Below are 21,094 nucleotides of genomic sequence, written 5' to 3'. Positions count from 1 at the left end.
CTACCGGTTACAGGTCCGGCGTATACCCGCCCATGTTCACCAGGGCCCGATAGCATGATGATTCCTTCTCCCTGGCGTGCCGACTTCCCGGCCATCGCCGCCCTGCAACGGCAGGACCAGACCTACCTGGACAACGCCGCCACCACGCAAAAACCCCAAGCCCTGCTGGACGCCCTGGCGCACTACTACGCCAATGGCGCGGCCAATGTGCATCGCGCGCAGCACCTGCCCGGCGCTCACGCCACCCAGGCGTTCGAGAACAGCCGACACAAAGTGGCGCAGTGGCTGAATGCCGGTGACAGCGGGCAGATCATCTTTACCCACGGCGCGACCTCCGCGCTGAACCTCCTGGCCTATGGCCTGGAACATCAATTCAACCCGGGCGACGAAATCGTCATCAGCGCCCTGGAACATCACGCCAACCTGCTGCCCTGGCAGCAACTGGCGCACCGTCGCGGCCTCAACCTGGTGGTTCTGCCGCTGGACGACGACGGCCTGATCGATCTCGACGCCGCGGCACGCCTGATCGGCCCGCGCACCCGGCTGCTGGCCGTCAGCCAGCTGTCCAACGTGCTCGGTGCCTGGCAGCCCCTGCCGCAGTTGCTGGCCCTGGCCAAGGCGCACGCCGCCCTGACCGTGGTCGACGGCGCCCAGGGCGTGGTCCACGGCCGCCACGATGTGCAGGCGCTGGGCTGCGATTTCTATGTGTTCTCCAGCCACAAGCTCTACGGCCCGGACGGCGTCGGCGTGCTGTACGGGCGCACCGAGGCGCTGCAAGGCCTGCGTCACTGGCAGTTTGGTGGCGAGATGGTCCAGCAGGCCGAATACCAGCACGCCAGCTTCCGCCCCGCCCCGCTGGGTTTCGAAGCCGGTACGCCGCCGATCGCCAGCGTGATCGGCCTGGGCGCGACCCTGGATTACCTCAGCGGTCTCGACCAGGACGCCGTCAGCGCCCATGAAGCCGCGCTGCACGACTACCTGCTGCACGGCCTGCTGGCCCGCAAAGGCCTGCGCCTGCTGGGCAAGCCGCAACTGGCGCTGGTCAGCTTCGTGGTCGATGGCGTGCACAACGCCGACCTGGCTCACCTGCTGACCGAACAGGGCATCGCCGTGCGCGCCGGGCATCACTGCGCCATGCCACTGCTGAAAAGCTTCGGCCTGGCCGGTGCGACCCGCGTATCCCTGGCGCTGTACAACGACTCCGAGGACCTGGAACGCTTCTTCGAGGCCCTCGATCAGGCGCTGGAGCTGTTGCGATGAGCCTGCCCGCCGAGGCCCTGGCCGCCCTCGACAGCTTTCAGGGCGCTCCCGGTTGGGAACAGCGCGCACGCTTGCTGATGCAATGGGGCGAACGCCTGGCACCGCTGAGCGACGCCGACAAGGTCGAGGCCAATCGGGTGCATGGCTGTGAAAGTCAGGTCTGGCTGGTGGGCACCTTGCAGGACGGTCACTGGCAGTTCGCCGCCAGCAGCGATGCACGCCTGATCCGTGGCCTGGTGGCCCTGCTGCTGGCGCGGGTCAACGGCTTGTCCGCCGAGGAACTGCAACGGGTGGACTTGCCGGACTGGTTCAATCAACTGGGCCTGTCGCGCCAGTTGTCGCCGTCGCGCAGCAATGGGCTGAACGCGGTATTGCAGCGGATGCGCGAGCTGGCTGGCAACTACTGATCCAATCGCGATCTACCCGACCCGAATCTCTGTAGCCGCTGCCGCAGGCTGCGATCGGCTCCGCAGGAGACGTGCTCTTGAGGCCCCCGGAAGCCCCTTCGGGCCTTATCGCAGCCTGCGGCAGCGGCTACAGGAATCTATTGCGTCAGATGGGTTTGACTCTGTCCGCCGGGCGCCGCACGCCAGCCACCAGCTTGTCCACCGCCTTGGTCGCCGCGACCATGCCGAAGGTCGCGGTGACCATCATCACCGCGCCAAAACCGCCGGCGCAGTCGAGTTTCACGCCATCGCCGACAAAGCTCTTCTGCAGGCAGATGCTGCCGTCCGGTTTCGGGTAGCGCAGCTGCTCGGTGGAAAACACGCAAGGCACGCTGTAGTGACGGGTCACGGTGCGGGAAAACCCATAGTCGCGCCGCAGGGTCGAACGCACTTTCGAGGCCAGCGGGTCGTTGAAGGTACGGTTCAGGTCGCAGACCTGGATCAGCGTCGGGTCGATCTGCCCGCCCGCGCCGCCGGTGGTGATGATCTGGATCTTGCGCCGTTTGCACCAGGCGATCAGCGCCGCCTTGGCGTTGACGCTGTCGATGCAGTCGATCACGCAATCGATGTTCGGCGTGATGTATTCGGCCATGGTCTCGCGGGTGACGAAGTCCGCCACCGCATGCACGGTGCAGGCCGGATTGATCCCGCGCAGGCGCTCGGCCATGACCTCGACCTTGGCCTTGCCGACCGTGCTGTCGAGGGCGTGCAGCTGCCGATTGCTGTTGCTGACGCAGACGTCGTCCAGGTCGAACAGCGAGATCTCGCCCACGCCACAACGGGCTATGGCTTCCGCCGCCCAGGAGCCGACCCCGCCGACCCCGACGATCGCCACATGGGCGGCGCGCAAGCGTTCCAGCCCCTCGATGCCATACAACCGGGCGACGCCAGCAAACCGCGGATCTTCTGTACTCATGACCATTACCCCAAAAACCGGCGCGCATTATAGGGCCGATGTCCGCCAAGAGCATCTTTGCCCTATGAATGGCAGTCGGGGCTGCTTTAATGAGGGAACAATCTGAAAATTTCGTCGCCGAGAACTTAAATCGAGTTGGATTGCCCAACCTGCGGCTTTCCCCTGTGCGCTGTACGCTCAGTCGAAGGCCAGTGTAGGATGCGCGCCGCTTGGCGCATGCCGACCGTTCCCCCGTTCCACACCCTTTGGAACCCGAAATAGCTATGTCATCGCGTAAATTTGGACTCAACCTGGTGGTGGTTCTGGCAATCGCCGCCCTGTTCACCGGCTTCTGGGCACTGGTCAACCGCCCGGTTTCCGCCCCCAATTGGCCTGCACAAATCTCCGGCTTTTCCTACTCGCCTTTCCAGCTGGGTCAGTTCCCGCAGAAAGACCAGTTCCCGACCGACGACGAGATGCGTCGCGACCTGGAGATCATGAGCAAGCTGACCGACAACATTCGGACCTACTCGGTCGACGGCACGCTGGAGAACATCCCCAAGCTGGCGGAAGAGTTCGGCCTGCGCGTGACCCTCGGGATCTGGATCAGCCCGGACCTGGAGCGCAACGAGCGTGAAATCACCCGCGCCATCGACATCGCCAACACCTCGCGCAGTGTGGTGCGCGTGGTGGTCGGTAACGAAGCGATCTTCCGCAAGGAAATCACCGCCGACCAGTTGAGCGTCCTGCTCGATCGTGTACGGGCCGCGGTCAAGGTGCCGGTCACCACCTCCGAACAGTGGCACGTCTGGAAAGAACACCCGGAACTGGCCCAGCACGTCGACCTGATCGCCGCGCACGTCCTGCCCTACTGGGAATTCGTCCCGATGGACAAGGCCGGGCAGTTCGTCCTCGACCGCGCCCGCGACCTGAAACAAATGTTCCCGAAAAAACCGCTGCTGCTGTCCGAGGTGGGCTGGCCGAGCAACGGCCGCATGCGTGGCGGCGCCGACGCCAGCCCGGCGGACCAGGCGATCTACCTGCGTAACCTGGTCAACAAGCTCAACCGCCAGGGCTACAACTACTTCGTGATCGAAGCCTTCGACCAGCCGTGGAAGGCCAGCGACGAAGGCTCGGTGGGCGCCTACTGGGGCGTGTTCAACGCCGCGCGCCAGCAGAAATTCAACTTCGAAGGCCCGGTGGTGGCGATCCCGCAATGGCGCGTGCTGGCCATCGGCTCGGTGGTCCTGGCGCTGCTGTCCCTGACCCTGCTGATGATCGACGGCTCGGCCCTGCGCCAGCGCGGGCGGACCTTCCTGACCTTCATCGCCTTCCTCTGCGGCTCGGTGCTGGTGTGGATCGGCTACGACTACAGCCAGCAATACAGCACCTGGTTCAGCCTGACGGTGGGCTTCCTGCTCGCCCTGGGTGCGCTCGGGGTGTTCATCGTGTTGCTCACCGAGGCCCATGAACTGGCCGAGGCGGTCTGGGTGCACAAGCGCCGGCGCGAGTTCCTGCCGGTCGAAGGCGACTCCAACTACCGGCCGAAAGTCTCGATCCATGTGCCGTGCTACAACGAGCCGCCGGAAATGGTCAAACAGACCCTCAATGCCCTGGCCAACCTCGACTATCCGGACTTCGAAGTCCTGATCATCGACAACAACACCAAGGACCCGGCGGTCTGGGAACCGGTGCAGGCCTATTGCGAAACCCTCGGCCCGCGCTTCAAGTTCTTCCACGTCGCGCCCCTGGCCGGTTTCAAGGGCGGCGCGCTGAACTACCTGATCCCGCACACCGCCAAGGACGCCGAAGTGATCGCGGTGATCGACTCGGACTACTGCGTCGATCGCAACTGGCTCAAGCACATGGTGCCGCACTTCGCCGACCCGAAGATCGCCGTGGTGCAATCGCCGCAGGATTACCGCGATCAGAACGAAAGCACCTTCAAGAAGCTCTGCTACGCGGAATACAAAGGCTTCTTCCATATCGGCATGGTCACCCGCAACGACCGTGACGCGATCATCCAGCACGGCACCATGACCATGACCCGCCGTTCGGTCCTGGAAGAACTGGGCTGGGCCGACTGGTGCATCTGCGAAGATGCCGAGCTGGGCCTGCGGGTGTTCGAGAAAGGCCTGTCGGCGGCGTACTACCACACCAGCTACGGCAAGGGCCTGATGCCGGATACCTTCATCGACTTCAAGAAACAGCGTTTCCGCTGGGCCTATGGGGCGATCCAGATCATCAAGCGCCATACCGCCAGCCTGCTGTGCGGCAAGGACACCGAGCTGACCCGTGGCCAGCGCTACCACTTCCTCGCGGGCTGGCTGCCGTGGGTGGCGGACGGCATGAATATCTTCTTCACCCTCGGCGCCCTGCTCTGGTCGGCGGCGATGATCATCGTGCCGCAGCGCGTCGATCCGCCGTTGCTGATCTTCGCGATCCCGCCCCTGGCACTGTTCGTGTTCAAGGTCGGCAAGATCATCTTCCTCTACCGCCGGGCGGTCGGGGTCAACCTCAAGGACGCGTTCTGCGCGGCCGTGGCAGGCCTGGCGTTGTCCCACACCATCGCCAAGGCGGTGCTGTACGGCTTCTTCACCAGCAGCATTCCGTTCTTCCGCACGCCGAAGAATGCCGACAACCACGGTTTCTGGGTAGCGATCTCGGAAGCCCGGGAAGAGCTGTTCATCATGCTGCTGTTGTGGGGCGCGGCGCTGGGCATCTACCTGGTGCAGGGCGGCCTGCCGAGCAACGACATGCGCTTCTGGGTGACCATGCTGCTGGTGCAGTCGCTGCCGTATGTGGCAGCACTGGTCATGGCCTTCCTGTCGTCGCTGCCAAAACCGCTTGCCGAAAGCGCACAGGTGGCGGCTGCATAAATCGCGGCAAAGCACTAAACGGCGGCCTCTGGCCGCCGTTTTGCTTTAAGATATCCGCCATTTTGCGCGCCGTGCCCCATTACCGTAGGAGCGAGGCTTGCCCGCGATAGCCACGACGCGGTTTGCCTGAGACACCTCAGGTTTTCCATCGCGGGCAAGCCTCGCGCCTACACATAACGCCTTGCACCGGAGTTTCCCCATGACGGCCCACGCCGACCTTTCGCCGACCCTGCAACTCGCCTGTGACCTGATCCGCCGCCCGTCGGTGACGCCGGTCGACGCCGACTGCCAGAAGCTGATGATGCAGCGCCTGGGCGATGCCGGCTTCAAGCTGGAGCCGATGCACATCGAGGATGTGGATAACTTCTGGGCCAGCCACGGCAAGCACGAAGGCCCGGTGCTGTGTTTCGCCGGCCATACCGATGTGGTGCCCACCGGCCCGGTCCAGGCCTGGCAAAACGACCCGTTCGACGCGTTGATCGACGAGCACGGCATGCTCTGCGGGCGCGGCGCGGCGGACATGAAAGGCAGCCTCGCGGCGATGCTGGTGGCGGCCGAGCGTTTTGTCGCCGACTACCCGAACCACAAAGGCTCGGTGGCCTTCCTGATCACCAGCGACGAAGAAGGCCCGGCCCACCACGGCACCAAGGCGGTGGTCGAGCGCTTGGCGGCGCGCAAGGAGCGCCTGGACTGGTGCATCGTCGGCGAGCCGTCGAGCACTAGCCTGGTCGGTGACGTGGTCAAGAACGGCCGTCGCGGCTCCCTCGGCGCCAAACTCACGGTGCGCGGCGTGCAGGGCCACGTGGCCTACCCGCACCTGGCCAAGAACCCGATCCACCTGGCCGCCCCGGCCCTGGCCGAACTGGCCGCGGAACATTGGGACGACGGCAATGCCTTCTTCCCGCCCACCAGCTTCCAGATTTCCAACCTGAATTCCGGTACCGGCGCGACCAACGTGATCCCCGGCGAGCTGGTGGCGGTGTTCAACTTCCGCTTCTCCACCGAATCCACAGTCGAAGGCCTGCAACAGCGCGTGGCCACCATCCTCGACAAGCACGGCCTGGACTGGCATGTGGAGTGGGCGCTGTCGGGCCTGCCGTTCCTCACCGAGCCGGGCGCCCTGCTCGACGCGGTGTCGGCCAGCATCAAGGACGTCACCGGCCGCGAGACCAAGGCCTCCACCAGCGGCGGCACCTCCGACGGGCGTTTCATCGCCACCCTCGGCACCCAGGTGGTCGAGCTGGGCCCGGTCAACGCCACCATCCACCAGGTCAACGAGCGCGTGCTGGCCAGCGACCTCGACGTGCTGACCGAAATCTACTACCAGACCCTGATCAAGTTGCTCGCCTGATGCTTGCCTGCCCTATCTGCGCGGCGCCCCTGAGCGCCGTCGACAACGGTGTCGTGTGCCCAGCCGGGCACCGCTTCGACCGCGCCCGCCAGGGTTACCTGAACCTGCTGCCGGTGCAGCACAAGAACAGCCGCGACCCGGGCGACAACCAGGCCATGGTCGAAGCCCGCCGCGACTTTCTCAATGCCGGCCATTACGCCCCGGTGGCCAGGCGCCTGGCCGAACTGGCCGCCGAGCGCGCCCCGCAGCGCTGGGTCGATATCGGTTGCGGCGAGGGTTACTACACCGCACAGATCGCCGAAGCCCTGCCCCAGGCGGACGGTTATGCCCTGGACATCTCCCGGGAAGCGGTCAAGCGCGCCTGCCGCCGTGCCCCGCAGTTGACCTGGTTGATCGCCAGCATGGCCCGGGTGCCCCTGGCCGATGCCAGTTGCCAGTTCCTCGCCAGTGTCTTCAGCCCGCTGGACTGGCAGGAAGCCAAGCGCCTGCTCAGCCCTGGCGGCGGACTGATGAAGGTCGGACCGACCAGCGGCCACCTGATGGAATTGCGCGAGCGCCTGTACGACGAGGTCCGCGAATACACCGACGACAAACACCTGGCGCTGGTGCCCGCGGGCATGGCGCTGCAACACAGTGAAACCCTGGACTTCAAGCTGACGCTGAGCAATCCGCAGGATCGCGCCAACCTGCTGGCCATGACGCCCCACGGCTGGCGCGCCAGTGCCGAACGCCGGGCCAGCGTGATCGAGCAGGCCGAGCCCTTCGAGGTCAGCGTGTCGATGCGCTACGATTACTTCGTGCTGCAATAACCCATTAATCCACGGCCTCGAGCAGCGACTCGAGGCCGAATAAATCCGCGAATGGATTTTTCAGACCCGCAGTGAGGACATCCATGCGCCAACCGGATATCGAGATTTACCTGAAAGACGCCGACGTCGACCACAAGGCCATCGCCGCCTGGCTCGGCGCGGCCCTGGGCCCGTGCAGCGACTGGGTGCAGAAAGGCCAGACCTACAAATGCAAGGCGGGCAGCGTGCCAGTGACCTGGCTGCCGAAAGCCGTGGGCAAATGGAACAGCCTATACCTGGAAAGCGACCAGACGCCGTGGGACGACGACATCGCCTGTGCCCGCGCCGCCTTCGCCGCGCTGAACGTCGAAGTGCGCTGCGCACCGGGCAGCTGGGTCGAGGAAGAAGGTGAGGAATCGGCCGACCGCTGGATTCGCATCAGCGCCGACGGGGAAGAAGAGATTACCTGGCGTACCGCCTGATTCTGCTTACTGTAGAAGCGAAGCTTGCTCGCGATAGCGTTATCGCGAGCACGCTTCGCTCCTACAAGGCACAGCGCTTACAAACCGACTACATCCTCAGCCTGCAAACCCTTCTGCCCCTCTACCACGGCGTATTCAACCTGCTGCCCTTCGGTCAGCGAGCGGTGGCCTTCACCACGAATAGCACGGTAGTGGACAAATACATCGGCACCACCCTCACGCTGAATGAAGCCGTAACCCTTGGCGTCGTTGAACCACTTCACGCTGCCGGTCTCGCGAGTTGCCATCAATCCATCCTCCGTCTTTTTATTATCAGTCGGCTTACTGAAACGAAGCCGTGAGAACTTTCGCCTGGACCTGGGTTTCTATTGATGGGCCCCGCATGCCCAGGCGTCAGTCGGGCGAGTATATGACAGGCAGAAAAACTCTCAACTCAATCTTGTTTGCCGCTTTTTTGCCGATTTTCGGTGAATCCGGCACACTAGCCGCCCCGAGCAACTGCTCGGTTTTTTCCACTAAAGCAGAAGCCGTATGACCCGCTCCCCGTTCCGTCGTCTTGTGTTTGGCACCTTGCGCCGACTGTTGTACCTCTGGGTTCGCTCGGAGACGATCAACCAGTCGTCCTTCACCCTCAACCTCGACCGCAGTCGTCCGGTGTTCTACGTCCTGCAAAACCCTTCGCTCACCGACCTTGCCGTGGTCGATGCCGAGTGCACCAAGGCCGGGTTGCCGCGCCCGGTGCTGCCGGTCTCGGTGGGTAACCTGCTGGAACCCGCCGCGTTCTTCTACCTGACCCCGGCCCCGGACTGGCTCGGCCGCCAGGACAAGCGCGGCGCGCCACCAACCCTGACCCGCCTGGTCAGCGCCCTGAGCCAGAATGCCGCCGAAGACGCGCAGATCATTCCGGTCAGCGTGTTCTGGGGTCAATCGCCCGACAGCGAATCGAGCCCGTGGAAACTGCTGTTCGCCGACAGCTGGGCAGTCACCGGGCGTCTGCGCCGGCTGCTGAGCATCATGATCCTGGGCCGCAAGACCCGGGTGCAATTCTCCGCGCCGATCCACCTGCGCGAACTGATCGAGCACAACAAGGGCCACGAGCGCACCGTGCGCATGGCCCAGCGCATCCTGCGGGTGCACTTTCGCAACCTGAAGGCCGCGGTGATCGGCCCGGACATTTCCCACCGGCGCAACCTGGTCAAGGGCCTGCTGAACCAGCCGCTGGTCAAGCAGGCGATCCTCGACGAAGCCGAACGGGAAAAGATCTCCCCGGAAAAAGCCAAGGCCGTGGCCTTGCGTTATGGCAACGAGATCGCCTCGGACTACACCTTCACCGCGATCCGCTTCCTCGAAGTGGTGCTGAGCTGGTTCTGGAACAAGATCTACGACGGGATCAAGGTCAACCACATCGAAAGCGTGCAGAAAGTCGCCCCGGGCCACGAAGTGATCTACGTGCCCTGCCACCGCAGCCACATCGACTACCTGCTGCTGTCCTACCTGCTGTTCCGCAACGGCCTGACCCCGCCGCACATCGCCGCCGGGATCAACCTGAACATGCCGGTGATCGGAAGCCTGCTGCGCAGGGGTGGAGCGTTCTTCATGCGCCGCACCTTCAAGGGCAACCCGCTCTACACCTCGGTGTTCAACGAATACCTGCACACCCTGTTCACCAAGGGTTTCCCGGTGGAGTACTTCGTCGAGGGCGGGCGTTCGCGCACCGGGCGCATGCTGCAACCGAAAACCGGGATGCTGGCCATCACCCTGCGCAGCTTCCTGCGCTCCTCGCGCATGCCGATCGTCTTCGTCCCGGTGTACATCGGCTACGAGCGCGTGCTAGAAGGCCGCACCTACCTGGGCGAGCTGCGCGGCGCGAGCAAGAAGAAAGAGTCGATCTTCGACATCTTCAAGGTCATCGGCGCCCTCAAGCAGCGTTTCGGCCAGGTGGCGGTGAACTTCGGCGAGCCGATCAAGCTGGCCGAGTTCCTCGACCAGGAACAGCCGGGCTGGCGCGCCCAGGAGCTGGGCCCGCAGTTCAAGCCGGCCTGGCTCAACGAAACCACCAACCGCCTGGGTGAAAAAGTCGCCCAGCACTTGAACGAGGCGGCGGCGATCAATCCGGTCAACCTGGTGGCCCTGGCGCTGCTGTCCACCAGCCGCCTGGCCCTCGACGACCGCGCCATGGCCCGGGTCCTGGACCTGTACCTGGCGCTGCTGCGCAAAGTCCCCTACTCGCCCCACACCACCCTGCCGGAAGGCGATGGCCGGGCCTTGATCGAGCATGTGAAGGACATGGACCTGCTGTCCGAGCAGAGCGATGCCCTGGGCAAGATCCTCTACCTGGACGAGCAGAACGCCGTCCTGATGACCTACTACCGCAACAACGTGCTGCACATCTTCGCCCTGCCGGCGTTGCTGGCGAGCTTCTTCCAGAGCTCGTCGCGCATGAGCCGCGAACAGATCCTGCGCTACACCCGGGCGCTGTACCCCTACCTGCAGTCGGAGCTGTTCATCCGTTGGTCCCTGGACGAGCTGGACGGGGTGATCGACCAATGGCTGGAGGCCTTCGTCGAGCAAGGCCTGCTGCGCTTCGAGAAGGAGCTGTACCTGCGTCCGGCCCCAAGCTCGCGGCATTTCGTGCTGCTGACCCTGCTGTCCAAGAGCATCGCCCAGACCCTGCAGCGCTTCTACATGGCCATCTCGCTGCTGCTCAACAGTGGCCAGCGCAGCATCAGCGCCGAAGAGCTGGAAGACCTGTGCACGGTCATGGCCCAGCGCCTGTCGATCCTGCATGGCCTGAATGCCCCGGAGTTCTTCGACAAGAGCCTGTTCCGCCACTTCATCCAGACCTTGCTGGAGCAGGACGTGCTGCGCCGCGACGAGGCCGGCAAGCTGAGCTACCACGAACTGCTCGGCGAACTGGCCGAGGGCGCGGCCAAGCGCGTGCTGCCGGCGGAGATTCGCCTGTCGATCCGCCAGGTGGCCCTGCATCGCAGCGAAGATGCCGCCGAGCAGGTCGCCGCCCCGCAGCAAAGCGACTAGATTCTTATCGGCGCCAGGCGGTTTCTGGCGCCCCCCGATACGGAGATCCATCATGAAAAAGCTCACCCTGCTCGCCCTTGCCACCCTGCTCGGGGCCTGTAACAGCATGCAACCTGCCAGCAAAGCCAGCCTCGATGGCGAAGTCTTCTACCTGCAACGCATCGCCCTGCCGCCAGCCGCCACCCTGAGCGTCAGCCTGCAGGACGTGTCGCTGGCCGACGCCCCCGCGGTGCTGCTGGCCGAACAGAAAGGCCCGGTCAAAGGCCAGGTGCCGCTGCCCTTCCACCTCAGCTACGACCCGGCCCAGGTCAAACCCGGGCACCGTTATTCGGTCAGCGCGCGGATCGAAGTGGCTGGCAAACTGCTGTTCGTCACCACCGAGCACAACGGGGTGAAACTCGACGGCAGCGATCCGCAACCGCTGAAAATCCGCGTCGACGCGGTTCGCTAATCCCTTCTCTCGAACAAGGAAGCTGCCATGCTCCGTTCTTCCCTTCGCTTCACCAGCCTGTGCGCCGGCCTGCTGATCTGTGCCAGTGCCCTGGCGCTGTCCCTCGGCGACCTGTCGCAGCAAGACGCCACCGGCGGCCTCAAGGATGCCCTGACCCAGGGAGCCCAGGTCGCGGTCAAACAACTGGGCACCGCCGGCGGTTTCAGCAACAACCCGGACGTGCGTATCGAACTGCCGGGCAACCTCGGCAAAGTGGCGAAGAAAATGAAGCAGTTCGGCATGGGCGCCCAGGTCGAGGAACTCGAGACCAGCATGAACAAGGCCGCCGAGGCCGCCGTGCCGCAGGCCCAGGCGCTGCTGGTGGATGCCGTGAAGAAGATGAGCGTGGAGGACGCCAAGGGCATTCTCAGCGGTGGCAAGGATTCCGCCACCCAATACCTGAGCAAGACCAGCCGCGAACAGATCCGCGTGAAGTTCCTGCCGATCGTCAAACAGGCCACCGACCAGGTGGGCCTGGCCAAGCAGTACAACGCCTTCGCCGGCCAGGCCGCCACCTTCGGCGTGCTGGATGCGAAGAACGCGAATATCGAAAGCTACGTGACCGAACAGGCGCTCAACGGCCTGTTCGAGATGATCGGCAAACAGGAAGCGACCATTCGCGAGAACCCGGCGGCAGCGGCCACCAGCCTGGCGAAGAAGGTATTCGGTAGCCTGTAACCCCTACCTGTAGGAGCGGCCGGTCGACGCTCGATTGCTCGCGATCTAGACGCCGCGGTGTGTCAGGCACACCGCGGCGTCTAAATCGCGGGCAAGCCTCGCTCCTACAGGCGAATCAGGTTTTCCTGACCCGGAACCACGCCGCGTACAACGCCGGCAAGAACAGCAGGGTCAGCGCCGTCGCTACAATCAGCCCGCCCATGATCGCCACCGCCATCGGCCCGAAGAACACGCTGCGTGACAGCGGGATCATCGCCAGCACCGCCGCCAGCGCGGTCAGCACGATCGGCCGGAAACGCCTGACCGTCGCCTCGATGATCGCCTGCCACGGCGTGAGCCCGGCGGCGATGTCCTGCTCGATCTGATCCACCAGGATCACCGAATTGCGCATGATCATCCCCGACAGCGCGATGGTCCCGAGCATGGCCACAAAGCCGAACGGCTGGCGAAACACCATCAGGAACAGGGTCACGCCGATCAACCCCAGCGGCGCGGTGAGGAACACCATCGCCGTGCGCGAGAAGCTGCGCAGTTGCAGCATCAGCAGGGTCAGCACCACCACGATGAACAGCGGCACGCCGGCCTTCACCGAGTTCTGCCCGCGCGCCGAGTCTTCCACGGTGCCGCCGACGTCCAGCAGGTAACCGTCCGGCAGTTCGGCGCGGATCGGTTCCAGGGTCGGCAGGATCTGCTGCACCAGGGTCGCCGGCTGTTCCTTGCCATAGATATCGGCGCGCACGGTGACGTTCGGCAGGCGGTTGCGGTGCCAGATGATGCCTTCCTCGAAGCCGTACTCCAGGGTCGCGACCTGCGACAGCGCCACGCTCTTGCCGTTGTCGGTGGGCACCGCCAGGCTCGACAGCAGCGACAGCTCGGTGCGTTCACGCAAGGTCCCACGCAGCAGGATCTCGATCAACTCGTTGTCTTCGCGGTACTGGCTGACGCTGGAGCCGGTCAGCGAGCTTTGCAGGAACTTCGCCAGGTTGGCCGTGCTCACGCCCAGGGCCCGCGCACGGTCCTGATCGATATTGAGGTAGACCACCTTGCTCGGTTCTTCCCAATCCAGGTGCACGTTGGTCACATGGGGGTTCTCGCGCACCTTGGCCGCCACCTTGCGCGCCAGGGCCCGCACCTCTTCGATGTGCTCGCCGGTGACGCGGAACTGCACCGGATAGCCCACGGGCGGGCCGTTTTCCAAGCGGGTAACTCGCGAGCGCAGGGCCGGGAACTGCTCGTCGAGGGTTTCGATCAGCCAGCTGCGCAGGCTTTCACGTTCCTCTATGGTCTTGGCCAACACCACGAACTGGGCAAAGCTCGCCGCCGGCAGTTGCTGGTCCAGGGGCAGGTAGAAACGCGGCGAACCGATACCGACGTAGGCCACGTAGTTATCGATGCCGGCATGATCCTTGAGCATGGCCTCCAGGCGCTTGACCTGATCGGCGGTGTTGCTCAGGGACGCGCCCTCGGCCAGTTTCAGGTCGACCATCAGTTCCAGGCGCCCGGAAGCCGGGAAGAACTGCTGCGGCACGAAGCGGAACAGCATCACCGAGGCGATGAACAACAGCACGGTCAGGGCGATCACGGTCTTGCGCCGGCGCACGCACCACTCCACCATCCGCCGCACCCGCTGATAGAACGGTGTGCCGTACGGATCGGGCTGGCCGTCGGCGCCGCCGTGCTTGGCCCCATGCAGCTTGGCCAGGTCCGGCAGCAGCTTCTCGCCCAGGTAGGGCACGAACACCACCGCGGCGATCCATGAGGCCAGCAGGGCGATGGTCACCACCTGGAAGATGGAGCGGGTGTATTCGCCGGTGCCGGACTGCGCCGTGGCGATCGGCAGGAAGCCGGCGGCGGTGATCAGGGTACCGGTGAGCATCGGGAACGCGGTACTGGTCCAGGCGTAGCTGGCAGCCTTGAGCCGGTCATAGCCCTGCTCCATCTTGATCGCCATCATCTCCACCGCGATGATCGCGTCGTCCACCAGCAAGCCCAGGGCCAGCACCAACGCGCCGAGGGAGATCTTGTGCAGGCCGATCCCCAGGTAATACATGGTGGCGAAGGTCATCGCCAGCACCAGCGGGATCGACAGGGCCACCACCATGCCGGTGCGCACACCCAGGGAAAAGAAACTCACCAGCAGCACGATCGCCAGGGCTTCCACCAGCACCCGGACGAACTCGCCGACGCCGGTCTTCACCGCGGCCGGCTGGTCAGAGACCTTGCGCAGCTCCATGCCGGCGGGAAGGTTTTTCTGAATCCGGGCGAACTCCAGTTCCAGCGCCTTGCCCAGCACCAGGATGTCGCCGCCGTCCTTCATCGCCACCGCCAGGCCGATCGCATCCTGCCCCATGAAGCGCATGCGCGGTGCCGGTGGATCGTTGAATCCGCGACGCACGTCCGCCACATCGCCGATGCGGAAGGTACGGTCGGCCACCCGGATCGGGAAACTGCTGATCTGCTCGACGCTCTGGAAATTACCGGACACCCGCAATTGCAGGCGTTCGCTGCTGGTCTCGAAGAAACCGGCGGTGGACACCGCGTTCTGTTCTTCCAGAGCCTGCTGCACCGCCGCCAGGGGCAGACCCAAGGTCGCCAGCTTGACGTTCGACAGCTCGATCCAGACCTTCTCGTCCTGCAGGCCCAGCAGCTCGACCTTGCCCACGTCCTTGACCCGCTGCAGCTGGATCTGGATGCGATCGGAGTAATCCTTGAGCACCGCGTAGTCGAAACCGTCGCCGGTCAGTGCATAGATATTGCCGAAGGTGTCACCAAACTCGTCGTTGAAGAAGGGGCCCTGGATACCTGGCGGCAAGGTATACCGGATATCGCTGATCTTCTTGCGCACCTGATACCAGAGCTCGGGGATCTGCGCCGAGTGCATCGAGTCGCGCGCCATGAAGGTCACCTGGGATTCACCCGGGCGGGAAAACGAGACGATACGCTCGTACTCGCCGGTTTCCATCAGCTTCTTTTCGATGCGTTCGGTGACCTGCCGGGAAACCTCCTGGGCCGTGGCGCCCGGCCAGCTGGTGCGGATCACCATGGCCTTGAAGGTGAAGGGCGGATCTTCGCTCTGGCCCAGCTTGGTGTAGGACAACGCCCCGACTATGGCCAGCAACAGCATCAGGAACAGCACGATCTGGCGGTTGCGCAACGCCCATTCGGAAAGATTGAAACCCATCGGGGATTACTCCTTGGCCGCCAGATTGACTACGCGGTTGGAGCGATCCACCGGGCGCACCTGCTGCCCCTCATGGAGCACATGCACACCCGCCGCCACCACCCAGTCGCTGACTCCGAGGCCTTCGAGTACCGGTACGCTCTTCTCGCCAAAGGCGCCGAGACGCACCGGGGTCTTTTTCAGGGTGTTGTTGGCGTCTACCCGCCAGACATAGGCGGCACCGTTTTCCGCGGTCACCGCCGACAGCGGCACCGACAGCGGCACACTGCCCGCTGTCTGAATGAACACTCGGGCACTCTGCCCCAGTTCGGCCGGGACCTTGCCGGCGGTAAAGGCAATGCGGGCGGCGAAGGTACGGGATCGTGGGTCGGCGGCCGGCGACAGCTCGCGGATCTGCCCGGCGAAGCGCTGGTCGGGCTGGCTCCACAGCTCCACCGACACCGGCTGGCCGATGCGGAAACGGCCGAAACCCTGCTCCGGCAGGCTGATCAGCACTTCCCGCTCGCCGTCGGTGGCCAGGGTAAAAACGGTCTGGCCTGCGGCAACCACCTGGCCGACCTCGACCGTACGCCGGGCCACGACGCCGTCCTGGGGCGCGCGCAGCACGGCGTAACCGGCCTGGTTGCTGGCCACGTCGAACTCGGCCTTGATCTGCTTGAGCCGGGCCAGGCCGGAGCGATATAGATTCTCGGCGTTGTCGTACTGGGAACGGCTGACCAGTTGCCGATCCATCAGGGTCTTGTAGCGGTCACGCTCGGAGCGCACCAGGTTCAGGTTGGCTTCGGCCGCCGCCACCTGGGCCCGAGTGGCTTCCAGTTGCAGCCGCACATCCTGCGGATCGAGCTCGGCCAATGGCTGATCGGCCTTTACCCGCTGCCCCTCATCGACCAGTCGTCGGCTGACCTTGCCCCCGATCCGGAACGCCAGGTCCGGTTCGTAACGCGCCCGGACCTCGCCAGGGTAGCTGTCCATGGCCTGCGCCGCGGGCTCTGGCTGCACCACCATGGCCGGGCGGACGGTGGTTTGCGCGGTTTCTTCATGGCCGCACGCGGACAGCAGAACGGCCAGGCTGACTGGCAACGCGAGGGATAAGGCATAGCGGAACATGGTGAGGGACCTTTCGCTAAGGGTGCTTCGAATAATTATACTGGTGGGTATGTTATTAATAGCAAACTCACCAGTCCAGTATTAAAGCGAAGAATGTCCGACAATCTTTCTACCTCAAACGGCCCCGGCCGCCCCAAGGACCTGGCAAAACGCCAGGCCATTCTCGAAGCCGCGAAAACGCTGTTTCTGAGCAACGGCTACGCCAATACCAGCATGGACGCGGTGGCTGGCGAAGCGGGTGTTTCCAAACTGACGGTGTACAGCCATTTCAACGACAAGGAGACCCTGTTTTCCGCCGCGGTGATGGCCAAGTGCGAGGAGCAGTTGCCAACGCTGTTCTTCGAATTGCCCGCCGGCATGCCGATCGAAAACGTGCTGCTGAATATCGCCCGGGGCTTTCACCTGCTGATCAACAGCGAAGAATCCTTGAACCTGCATCGCCTGATCATGGCCCTGGGCAGCCAGGACCCGAAGCTCTCGCAGATCTTCTTCGAGGCCGGACCGCAGCGCATGCTGCAAGGCATGGAACGGCTGTTGACCAGGATCGACCAGAGCGGCGCCCTGCGCATCGACAAACCGCGTAACGCCGCCGAGCATTTCTTCTGCCTGCTCAAGGGCGCGGCGAACTTTCGCCTGCTCTACGGCTGCGGCGCGCCGCTGAGCGACGAAGCCGCCGAGGAGCATGTGCGGGAAGTGGTGGGGTTGTTCATGCGGGCGTATCGAGCCTGAAGACCCTATCGCGAGCAAGCTCGGTCCTACAGGTCATGCGCAGTCCCTGTAGGAGCGAGCTCGCTGGCGAAAAAACCGATGAAGATCAGGCCTTGAGCGCCTTCTTCGGATAGATATCGTAACGGCTGGATTTGCCATCCAGCGCATGGCTCGGCTTGGGGCCTGCGATGCACGGCGCCTTGCGCGGGCGCTTGACCACCACCCGGTGGCTGGCCAAGGCCAGGGCGGCCTCCAGCAGCGCCGGGGCGTCCGGGTCGTCCCCGACCAGTGGGCGGAACAGGCGCATTTCCTTTTTCACCAGCGCGGTCTTTTCCCGATGCGGGAACATCGGGTCCAGGTAGATCACCTGGGGCGGCTCGCCCTCCCAGTTGCGCATCACCTCGATCGAGTTGCCCTTGAGCAGGCGCATGCGGGCCACGATCGGCGCCACCTCGAAATCCTCTCCCGCCCGGGCCAGGCCATCTTCCAGCAAGGCGCCGATCAAGGGCTGGCGTTCGATCAGGCTCATCTCGCAACCGAGGCTGGCCAGGACGAACGCATCCTTGCCCAGCCCCGCCGTGGCATCCAGGATCCGCGGACGCACACCCTGGGCGATGCCCACCGCCTTGGCGATCATCTGCCCACTACCGCCGCCATACAGCCGTCGGTGAGCCGCGCCACCCTCGACAAAGTCCACCCGCACCGGCCCTGGCGCATCGGCGCCGAGCTGCTGCAGTTGCAAGCCCTGCTCGCCGACCTGCAGGGCGAATTCCGCCTCGTCGATCTGCAATGGCAGCCCCAGTCGCTCGGCCCAATGCGCGGCCTGCGGCTGGAATGCCTCGGCCAAGGCCTCGACTTTGATGCGGCAGGCCGCTGGTTGCTCACTCATCTGAAAACACGCTCAAAAAATTAATGATCGGCAAAAACTGCCGATAAAAGAACTATCCGGCATTTTGCCAGAGCTGAGCGTCGACCCGAGAGAAATGTCAGACATTCGAAGCCTATCCATTGGCGTCATATCGCCCCACGGCGATTACGGCCTCAAAAATTCCCAGGCACTGAGCGGCGTCAGCCATCTGTGGCAGGATTTTTTTGCCCAGGCGCTGGCCGAGCAACGCGGCGATGGCGCGAAGGTCACTGACGACAATTCTCCGGTGGCCGTGGACGGCCCGACCGAACCCCATGGCGGCAGCGACCTGCTGGCGCAAATTGTTACCCAGCGTCATTGCGACGTCCAGGACACCGAGATCCGCCCGCCGGAACCGTTGTTCCTACCGATCGCCGAGTTCGAGACCGAGCTGCTGGACAAACCGTTTCCGCCGTTCCCGCCGGAAGAAATCGCCGCCCAGCAACACCAGCAAGACTTCGAAAGCGGCTGGGTACGCCCCATTGTCCTCAATGCCGGCCAGCCCCTGCCCGAGCCGAGCCCGGCGCCGCAACCGCGGCCGTTGCACCTGCCGATCGCCGAACTCGAACTGGAGCTGCTGGACAAACCCTTCCCGCCCTTCCCGCCGCAAGAACTCATCGAGCAGCAGAAACAGTTCGATTTCGATACCGGCTGGGCGCGTCCGCTGATCCTGCAGAACCTGCGGATCGCCGCCTGACCTCAAGCCGGGTTCACCGACAGATCCACTACCGGCAATGGCACCTAGCGACACCCCGGCCGCTCAGTCCTTGAACAACCGATTGATCTGCCCGAACGGCAAAGCCTGGTCGGCAAAGTCGAAGCTGCCGTGGTCGCGGATTTCCTGCGCAGCCTGATAGAAGGCGCCATAGGCGGCCCGCGCCAGGGCCGAACCGACGCTGATCCGCTTCACCCCCAGCTCGCTCAACTGCGCCAGGGTCAATTTCAGGCCGCCCGACATCAGCACGTTGACCGGTTTGGGCGCCACCGCGCGGACCACGGCGATGATTTCCTCGGTCGAGCGCAACCCAGGCGCATACAGCACATCGGCGCCGGCCTCGGCATAGGCTTGCAGGCGGCGAAGGGTGTCCGGCAGGTCCTGCCGGCCATGCAGCAGGTTTTCCGCCCGTGCCGTGAGCACAAAGGGAAAAGGCAATTGCCGCACTGCGGCGACCGACGCCTCGATACGCTCGACCGCCAGCTTGAAGTCATAGATCGGATCATCGGCCCGGCCTGTGGCGTCTTCGATGGAGCCGCCCACCGCCCCGCAGGCGGCCGCTTGGCGCAGGGTCCGGGCACAGCCTTCGGGGCTGTCGGAAAAACCGTTCTCCAGGTCCACCGCCACCGGCAGGCTGCTGGCGCCGACTATGGCGCGAACGTTGCCCAGGGTGTCCTCCAGGGACAAGGCACCTTCGGCGTCGGGGCGCCCCAGGGAAAAAGCGAAACCGGCGCTGGTGGTCGCCAGGGCCTCGAAGCCGAGGCTGGCCAGCATCTTGGCGGAGCCCGCGTCCCAGGGGTTGGGAATCACGAAAGCCCGATCACGCTCATGCAGGGCCTTGAAGGTTTGGGCACGAAGGGTTTGCGCATCCATTGGCGGACTCCTGGACAGGGAAATGATCCCGTTCAGAGCAAGCCGAGTTGCTCCGCGGCGGGCTCTCTGTATAGCTCAGGCAAGGCCGGCAATCCAGGCAGGCGCTCCATCAGGCGCGCATGGAAACGTCGCGCCAGCTCGGCGGCCAGGCGGTTATCGGCGGTGTGCAGGAAGATGTAGGGGGTTCGCCCTTCCTCGATCCAGCCGGCGACCTTGTCGATCCAGGGCACCAGGAACGGATCGTTGGCCTCAAGCTCCGGATGACCGATAAAGCGCACCTGGGGAAACTGGGTGAAGTCGGCCGGGCGCGGCGGTACCTTGGGTTTCTTCGATTGCGCATGGAGCACCGACGGCTCGCTGGAAGTGCAACTGAACAAGGCGCGCGGGTCGAGGCAGATGCGCTCTACCCCACGATCCAGCAGCAGGCGGTTGAGCATGCGCTCGGCATCGCCCTTGGCGAAAAAATCCCGATGCCGGACTTCCACCGCCAACGGCCGCTCCAGGCCGTCGATAAAGCCCGCCAGTTCCGCCAGGCGCTGCGGTGTGAAGCTCGCGGGCAGTTGCAGCCACAGCGGCGAAACACGTTCGCCCAGCGGGCTGAGCAACTGCAGGAAGCTCTCGGCCGCGCCCAATTGTTCGCGCAGGTCGCCGCCATGGCTGATGTCGCCGGGAAATTTGGCGGTGAAGCGGAAATGTTCGGGCATGGTCTGCGCCCAGCGCTGCACCGTGGCCTCGGCGGGGCGCGCATAGAAGGTGGTATTGCCTTCCACGGCATTGAAGACCTGGCAATACAGGCCGAGAAAATCCGTCGGCCGCGCGCTTTCCGGGTACAGGTACTCACGCCAGGCGTTTTCGCTCCAGGAAGGACAACCGAGGTAATAAGGCAGCAACATCAGATGTGCAGGTCGAGACCCACCACTTCCATATCCCAATCGACGAAACCGGCGGTGGTCAGGTAGCTGGCCAGAGCGTTGGCGACGCTTCTTTTCATGGCGCGCTGGAAGATCATGTCCTGTGGACGGGCGGGAAGATTGCTGGTGCGCTCGGCAGAAGCCTGGGAGCGCGCCTGGGCAGGAGTCTCGGGTTGGACTTCGACGGCATCTGCGTCCTCGAGGGAGTCGTCCAGCAGCACGCTGCCTTTGCGAGGCTTGCGCTTGATGGGGTAGGACTGAGAGGAAATGCCGTCTATGCGCATAATCACATGCTCGATATCGATGATGGCAATTTAGCGGCACCTAGCCGACTACGCAAATGCCCGAGTGATAACTAGAACACAGAAAATGCAAAAGGTTTAAAAG

General features: G+C 64.2%; 19 protein-coding genes. 11 read left to right on the top strand and 8 right to left on the bottom strand.

Translation table 11 applies throughout. The features are described 5' to 3' along the window. Positions 1-54: 54 nt before the first annotated feature. Both PMI20_RS09080 and PMI20_RS09075 read left to right on the top strand, forming a co-directional pair. Positions 55-1,260 (top strand): aminotransferase class V-fold PLP-dependent enzyme, encoded by a 1,206-nt coding sequence (locus tag PMI20_RS09080; protein WP_007924085.1) that lies wholly within the window; start codon positions 55-57, stop codon positions 1,258-1,260. Beyond that, on the top strand, positions 1,257-1,667 hold the full coding sequence (locus tag PMI20_RS09075) for a SufE family protein (RefSeq protein WP_007924086.1): 411 nt from the start codon (positions 1,257-1,259) through the stop codon (positions 1,665-1,667). The genes PMI20_RS09080 and PMI20_RS09075 overlap by 4 nt, the downstream gene beginning before the upstream one ends. Positions 1,668-1,812: 145 nt before the next feature. On the opposite strand, the gene tcdA is transcribed toward PMI20_RS09075, so the two are convergent. Beyond that, a complete protein-coding gene (gene tcdA / locus PMI20_RS09070; protein ID WP_009042375.1) occupies positions 1,813-2,622 on the bottom strand; it encodes a tRNA cyclic N6-threonylcarbamoyladenosine(37) synthase TcdA in 810 nt (269 codons plus the stop codon). Positions 2,623-2,885: 263 nt separating this feature from the next. On the opposite strand from tcdA, the gene PMI20_RS09065 reads away from it, so the two are divergent. From PMI20_RS09065 to PMI20_RS09050, 4 genes are all read left to right on the top strand, one after another. After that, the gene (locus PMI20_RS09065; protein WP_007927916.1) at positions 2,886-5,480 is read left to right on the top strand and encodes a glycosyltransferase; all 2,595 of its coding nucleotides are present in this window, start codon (positions 2,886-2,888) and stop codon (positions 5,478-5,480) included. A 199-nt stretch (positions 5,481-5,679) separates the two neighbouring features. After that, positions 5,680-6,831 (top strand): succinyl-diaminopimelate desuccinylase, encoded by a 1,152-nt coding sequence (dapE, locus tag PMI20_RS09060; RefSeq protein WP_007927917.1) that lies wholly within the window; start codon positions 5,680-5,682, stop codon positions 6,829-6,831. Continuing rightward, a complete protein-coding gene (locus PMI20_RS09055) occupies positions 6,831-7,640 on the top strand; it encodes a putative RNA methyltransferase (RefSeq protein WP_007927919.1) in 810 nt (269 codons plus the stop codon). The genes dapE and PMI20_RS09055 overlap by 1 nt, the downstream gene beginning before the upstream one ends. An 83-nt stretch (positions 7,641-7,723) precedes the next feature. After that, positions 7,724-8,101 carry a hypothetical protein gene (locus PMI20_RS09050; protein ID WP_007927921.1) on the top strand — a complete coding sequence of 126 codons (378 nt, stop codon included), beginning with the start codon at positions 7,724-7,726 and terminating at the stop codon, positions 8,099-8,101. 77 nt (positions 8,102-8,178) lie between these two features. On the opposite strand, the gene PMI20_RS09045 is transcribed toward PMI20_RS09050, so the two are convergent. Further along, on the bottom strand, positions 8,179-8,388 hold the full coding sequence (locus PMI20_RS09045) for a cold-shock protein (RefSeq protein ID WP_007927922.1): 210 nt from the start codon (positions 8,386-8,388) through the stop codon (positions 8,179-8,181). A 244-nt stretch (positions 8,389-8,632) separates the two neighbouring features. Between PMI20_RS09045 and plsB the strand changes: the two genes are divergently transcribed. Genes plsB through PMI20_RS09030 form a run of 3 tightly spaced genes read left to right on the top strand, consistent with a single transcriptional unit; the run spans position 8,633 to position 12,305 of the window. Beyond that, positions 8,633-11,137, top strand: a complete 2,505-nt coding sequence (gene plsB / locus PMI20_RS09040) for a glycerol-3-phosphate 1-O-acyltransferase PlsB (protein WP_007927924.1) — start codon at positions 8,633-8,635, stop codon at positions 11,135-11,137. Positions 11,138-11,189: 52 nt separating this feature from the next. Then, positions 11,190-11,588, top strand: a complete 399-nt coding sequence (locus tag PMI20_RS09035) for a YbaY family lipoprotein (protein ID WP_007927926.1) — start codon at positions 11,190-11,192, stop codon at positions 11,586-11,588. A gap of 27 nt (positions 11,589-11,615) precedes the next feature. Continuing rightward, entirely contained in the window at positions 11,616-12,305 is a 690-nt protein-coding gene (locus PMI20_RS09030; protein ID WP_007927927.1) for a DUF4197 domain-containing protein, read from the top strand. Between the two features lie 115 nt (positions 12,306-12,420). Here PMI20_RS09030 and PMI20_RS09025 read toward each other — a convergent pair whose 3' ends face one another. Together PMI20_RS09025 and PMI20_RS09020 are read right to left on the bottom strand one after the other, a co-directional pair. Continuing rightward, positions 12,421-15,486, bottom strand: coding sequence for an efflux RND transporter permease subunit (locus PMI20_RS09025; RefSeq protein ID WP_007927929.1), 3,066 nt, complete (start codon positions 15,484-15,486; stop codon positions 12,421-12,423). 6 nt (positions 15,487-15,492) lie between these two features. Beyond that, on the bottom strand, positions 15,493-16,593 hold the full coding sequence (locus tag PMI20_RS09020; RefSeq protein ID WP_007927931.1) for an efflux RND transporter periplasmic adaptor subunit: 1,101 nt from the start codon (positions 16,591-16,593) through the stop codon (positions 15,493-15,495). A 93-nt stretch (positions 16,594-16,686) separates the two neighbouring features. Here PMI20_RS09020 and PMI20_RS09015 point away from each other — a divergent pair, with 93 nt between their 5' ends. Further along, positions 16,687-17,322, top strand: coding sequence for a TetR/AcrR family transcriptional regulator (locus PMI20_RS09015; RefSeq protein WP_007927932.1), 636 nt, complete (start codon positions 16,687-16,689; stop codon positions 17,320-17,322). An 85-nt stretch (positions 17,323-17,407) separates the two neighbouring features. On the opposite strand, the gene PMI20_RS09010 is transcribed toward PMI20_RS09015, so the two are convergent. Then, positions 17,408-18,190 carry a class I SAM-dependent methyltransferase gene (locus PMI20_RS09010; RefSeq protein ID WP_007927935.1) on the bottom strand — a complete coding sequence of 261 codons (783 nt, stop codon included), beginning with the start codon at positions 18,188-18,190 and terminating at the stop codon, positions 17,408-17,410. Positions 18,191-18,284: 94 nt separating this feature from the next. Between PMI20_RS09010 and PMI20_RS09005 the strand changes: the two genes are divergently transcribed. After that, on the top strand, positions 18,285-18,905 hold the full coding sequence (locus tag PMI20_RS09005) for a hypothetical protein (RefSeq protein WP_007927936.1): 621 nt from the start codon (positions 18,285-18,287) through the stop codon (positions 18,903-18,905). A gap of 63 nt (positions 18,906-18,968) precedes the next feature. Here the strand turns inward: PMI20_RS09005 and PMI20_RS09000 are convergent, their stop codons facing one another. Genes PMI20_RS09000 through PMI20_RS08990 form a run of 3 tightly spaced genes read right to left on the bottom strand, consistent with a single transcriptional unit; the run spans position 18,969 to position 20,991 of the window. Next, positions 18,969-19,796, bottom strand: a complete 828-nt coding sequence (locus PMI20_RS09000) for an isocitrate lyase/PEP mutase family protein (RefSeq protein WP_007927946.1) — start codon at positions 19,794-19,796, stop codon at positions 18,969-18,971. Between the two features lie 32 nt (positions 19,797-19,828). Then, on the bottom strand, positions 19,829-20,689 hold the full coding sequence (locus PMI20_RS08995) for a DUF72 domain-containing protein (protein WP_007927948.1): 861 nt from the start codon (positions 20,687-20,689) through the stop codon (positions 19,829-19,831). Continuing rightward, positions 20,689-20,991: a hypothetical protein gene (locus PMI20_RS08990; RefSeq protein WP_007927950.1), complete on the bottom strand. Its 303-nt coding sequence runs from the start codon at positions 20,989-20,991 to the stop codon at positions 20,689-20,691. Before PMI20_RS08990 ends, PMI20_RS08995 begins: the two co-directional genes overlap by 1 nt. Between the last annotated feature and the right edge of the window lie 103 nt (positions 20,992-21,094).

It is taken from the genome of Pseudomonas sp. GM17, assembly GCF_000282175.2.
GTDB lineage: Bacteria > Pseudomonadota > Gammaproteobacteria > Pseudomonadales > Pseudomonadaceae > Aquipseudomonas > Aquipseudomonas chlororaphis.
Note: the sequence above shows the minus strand (reverse complement) of the source record. Positions and strands in the feature narration are given on the sequence as shown.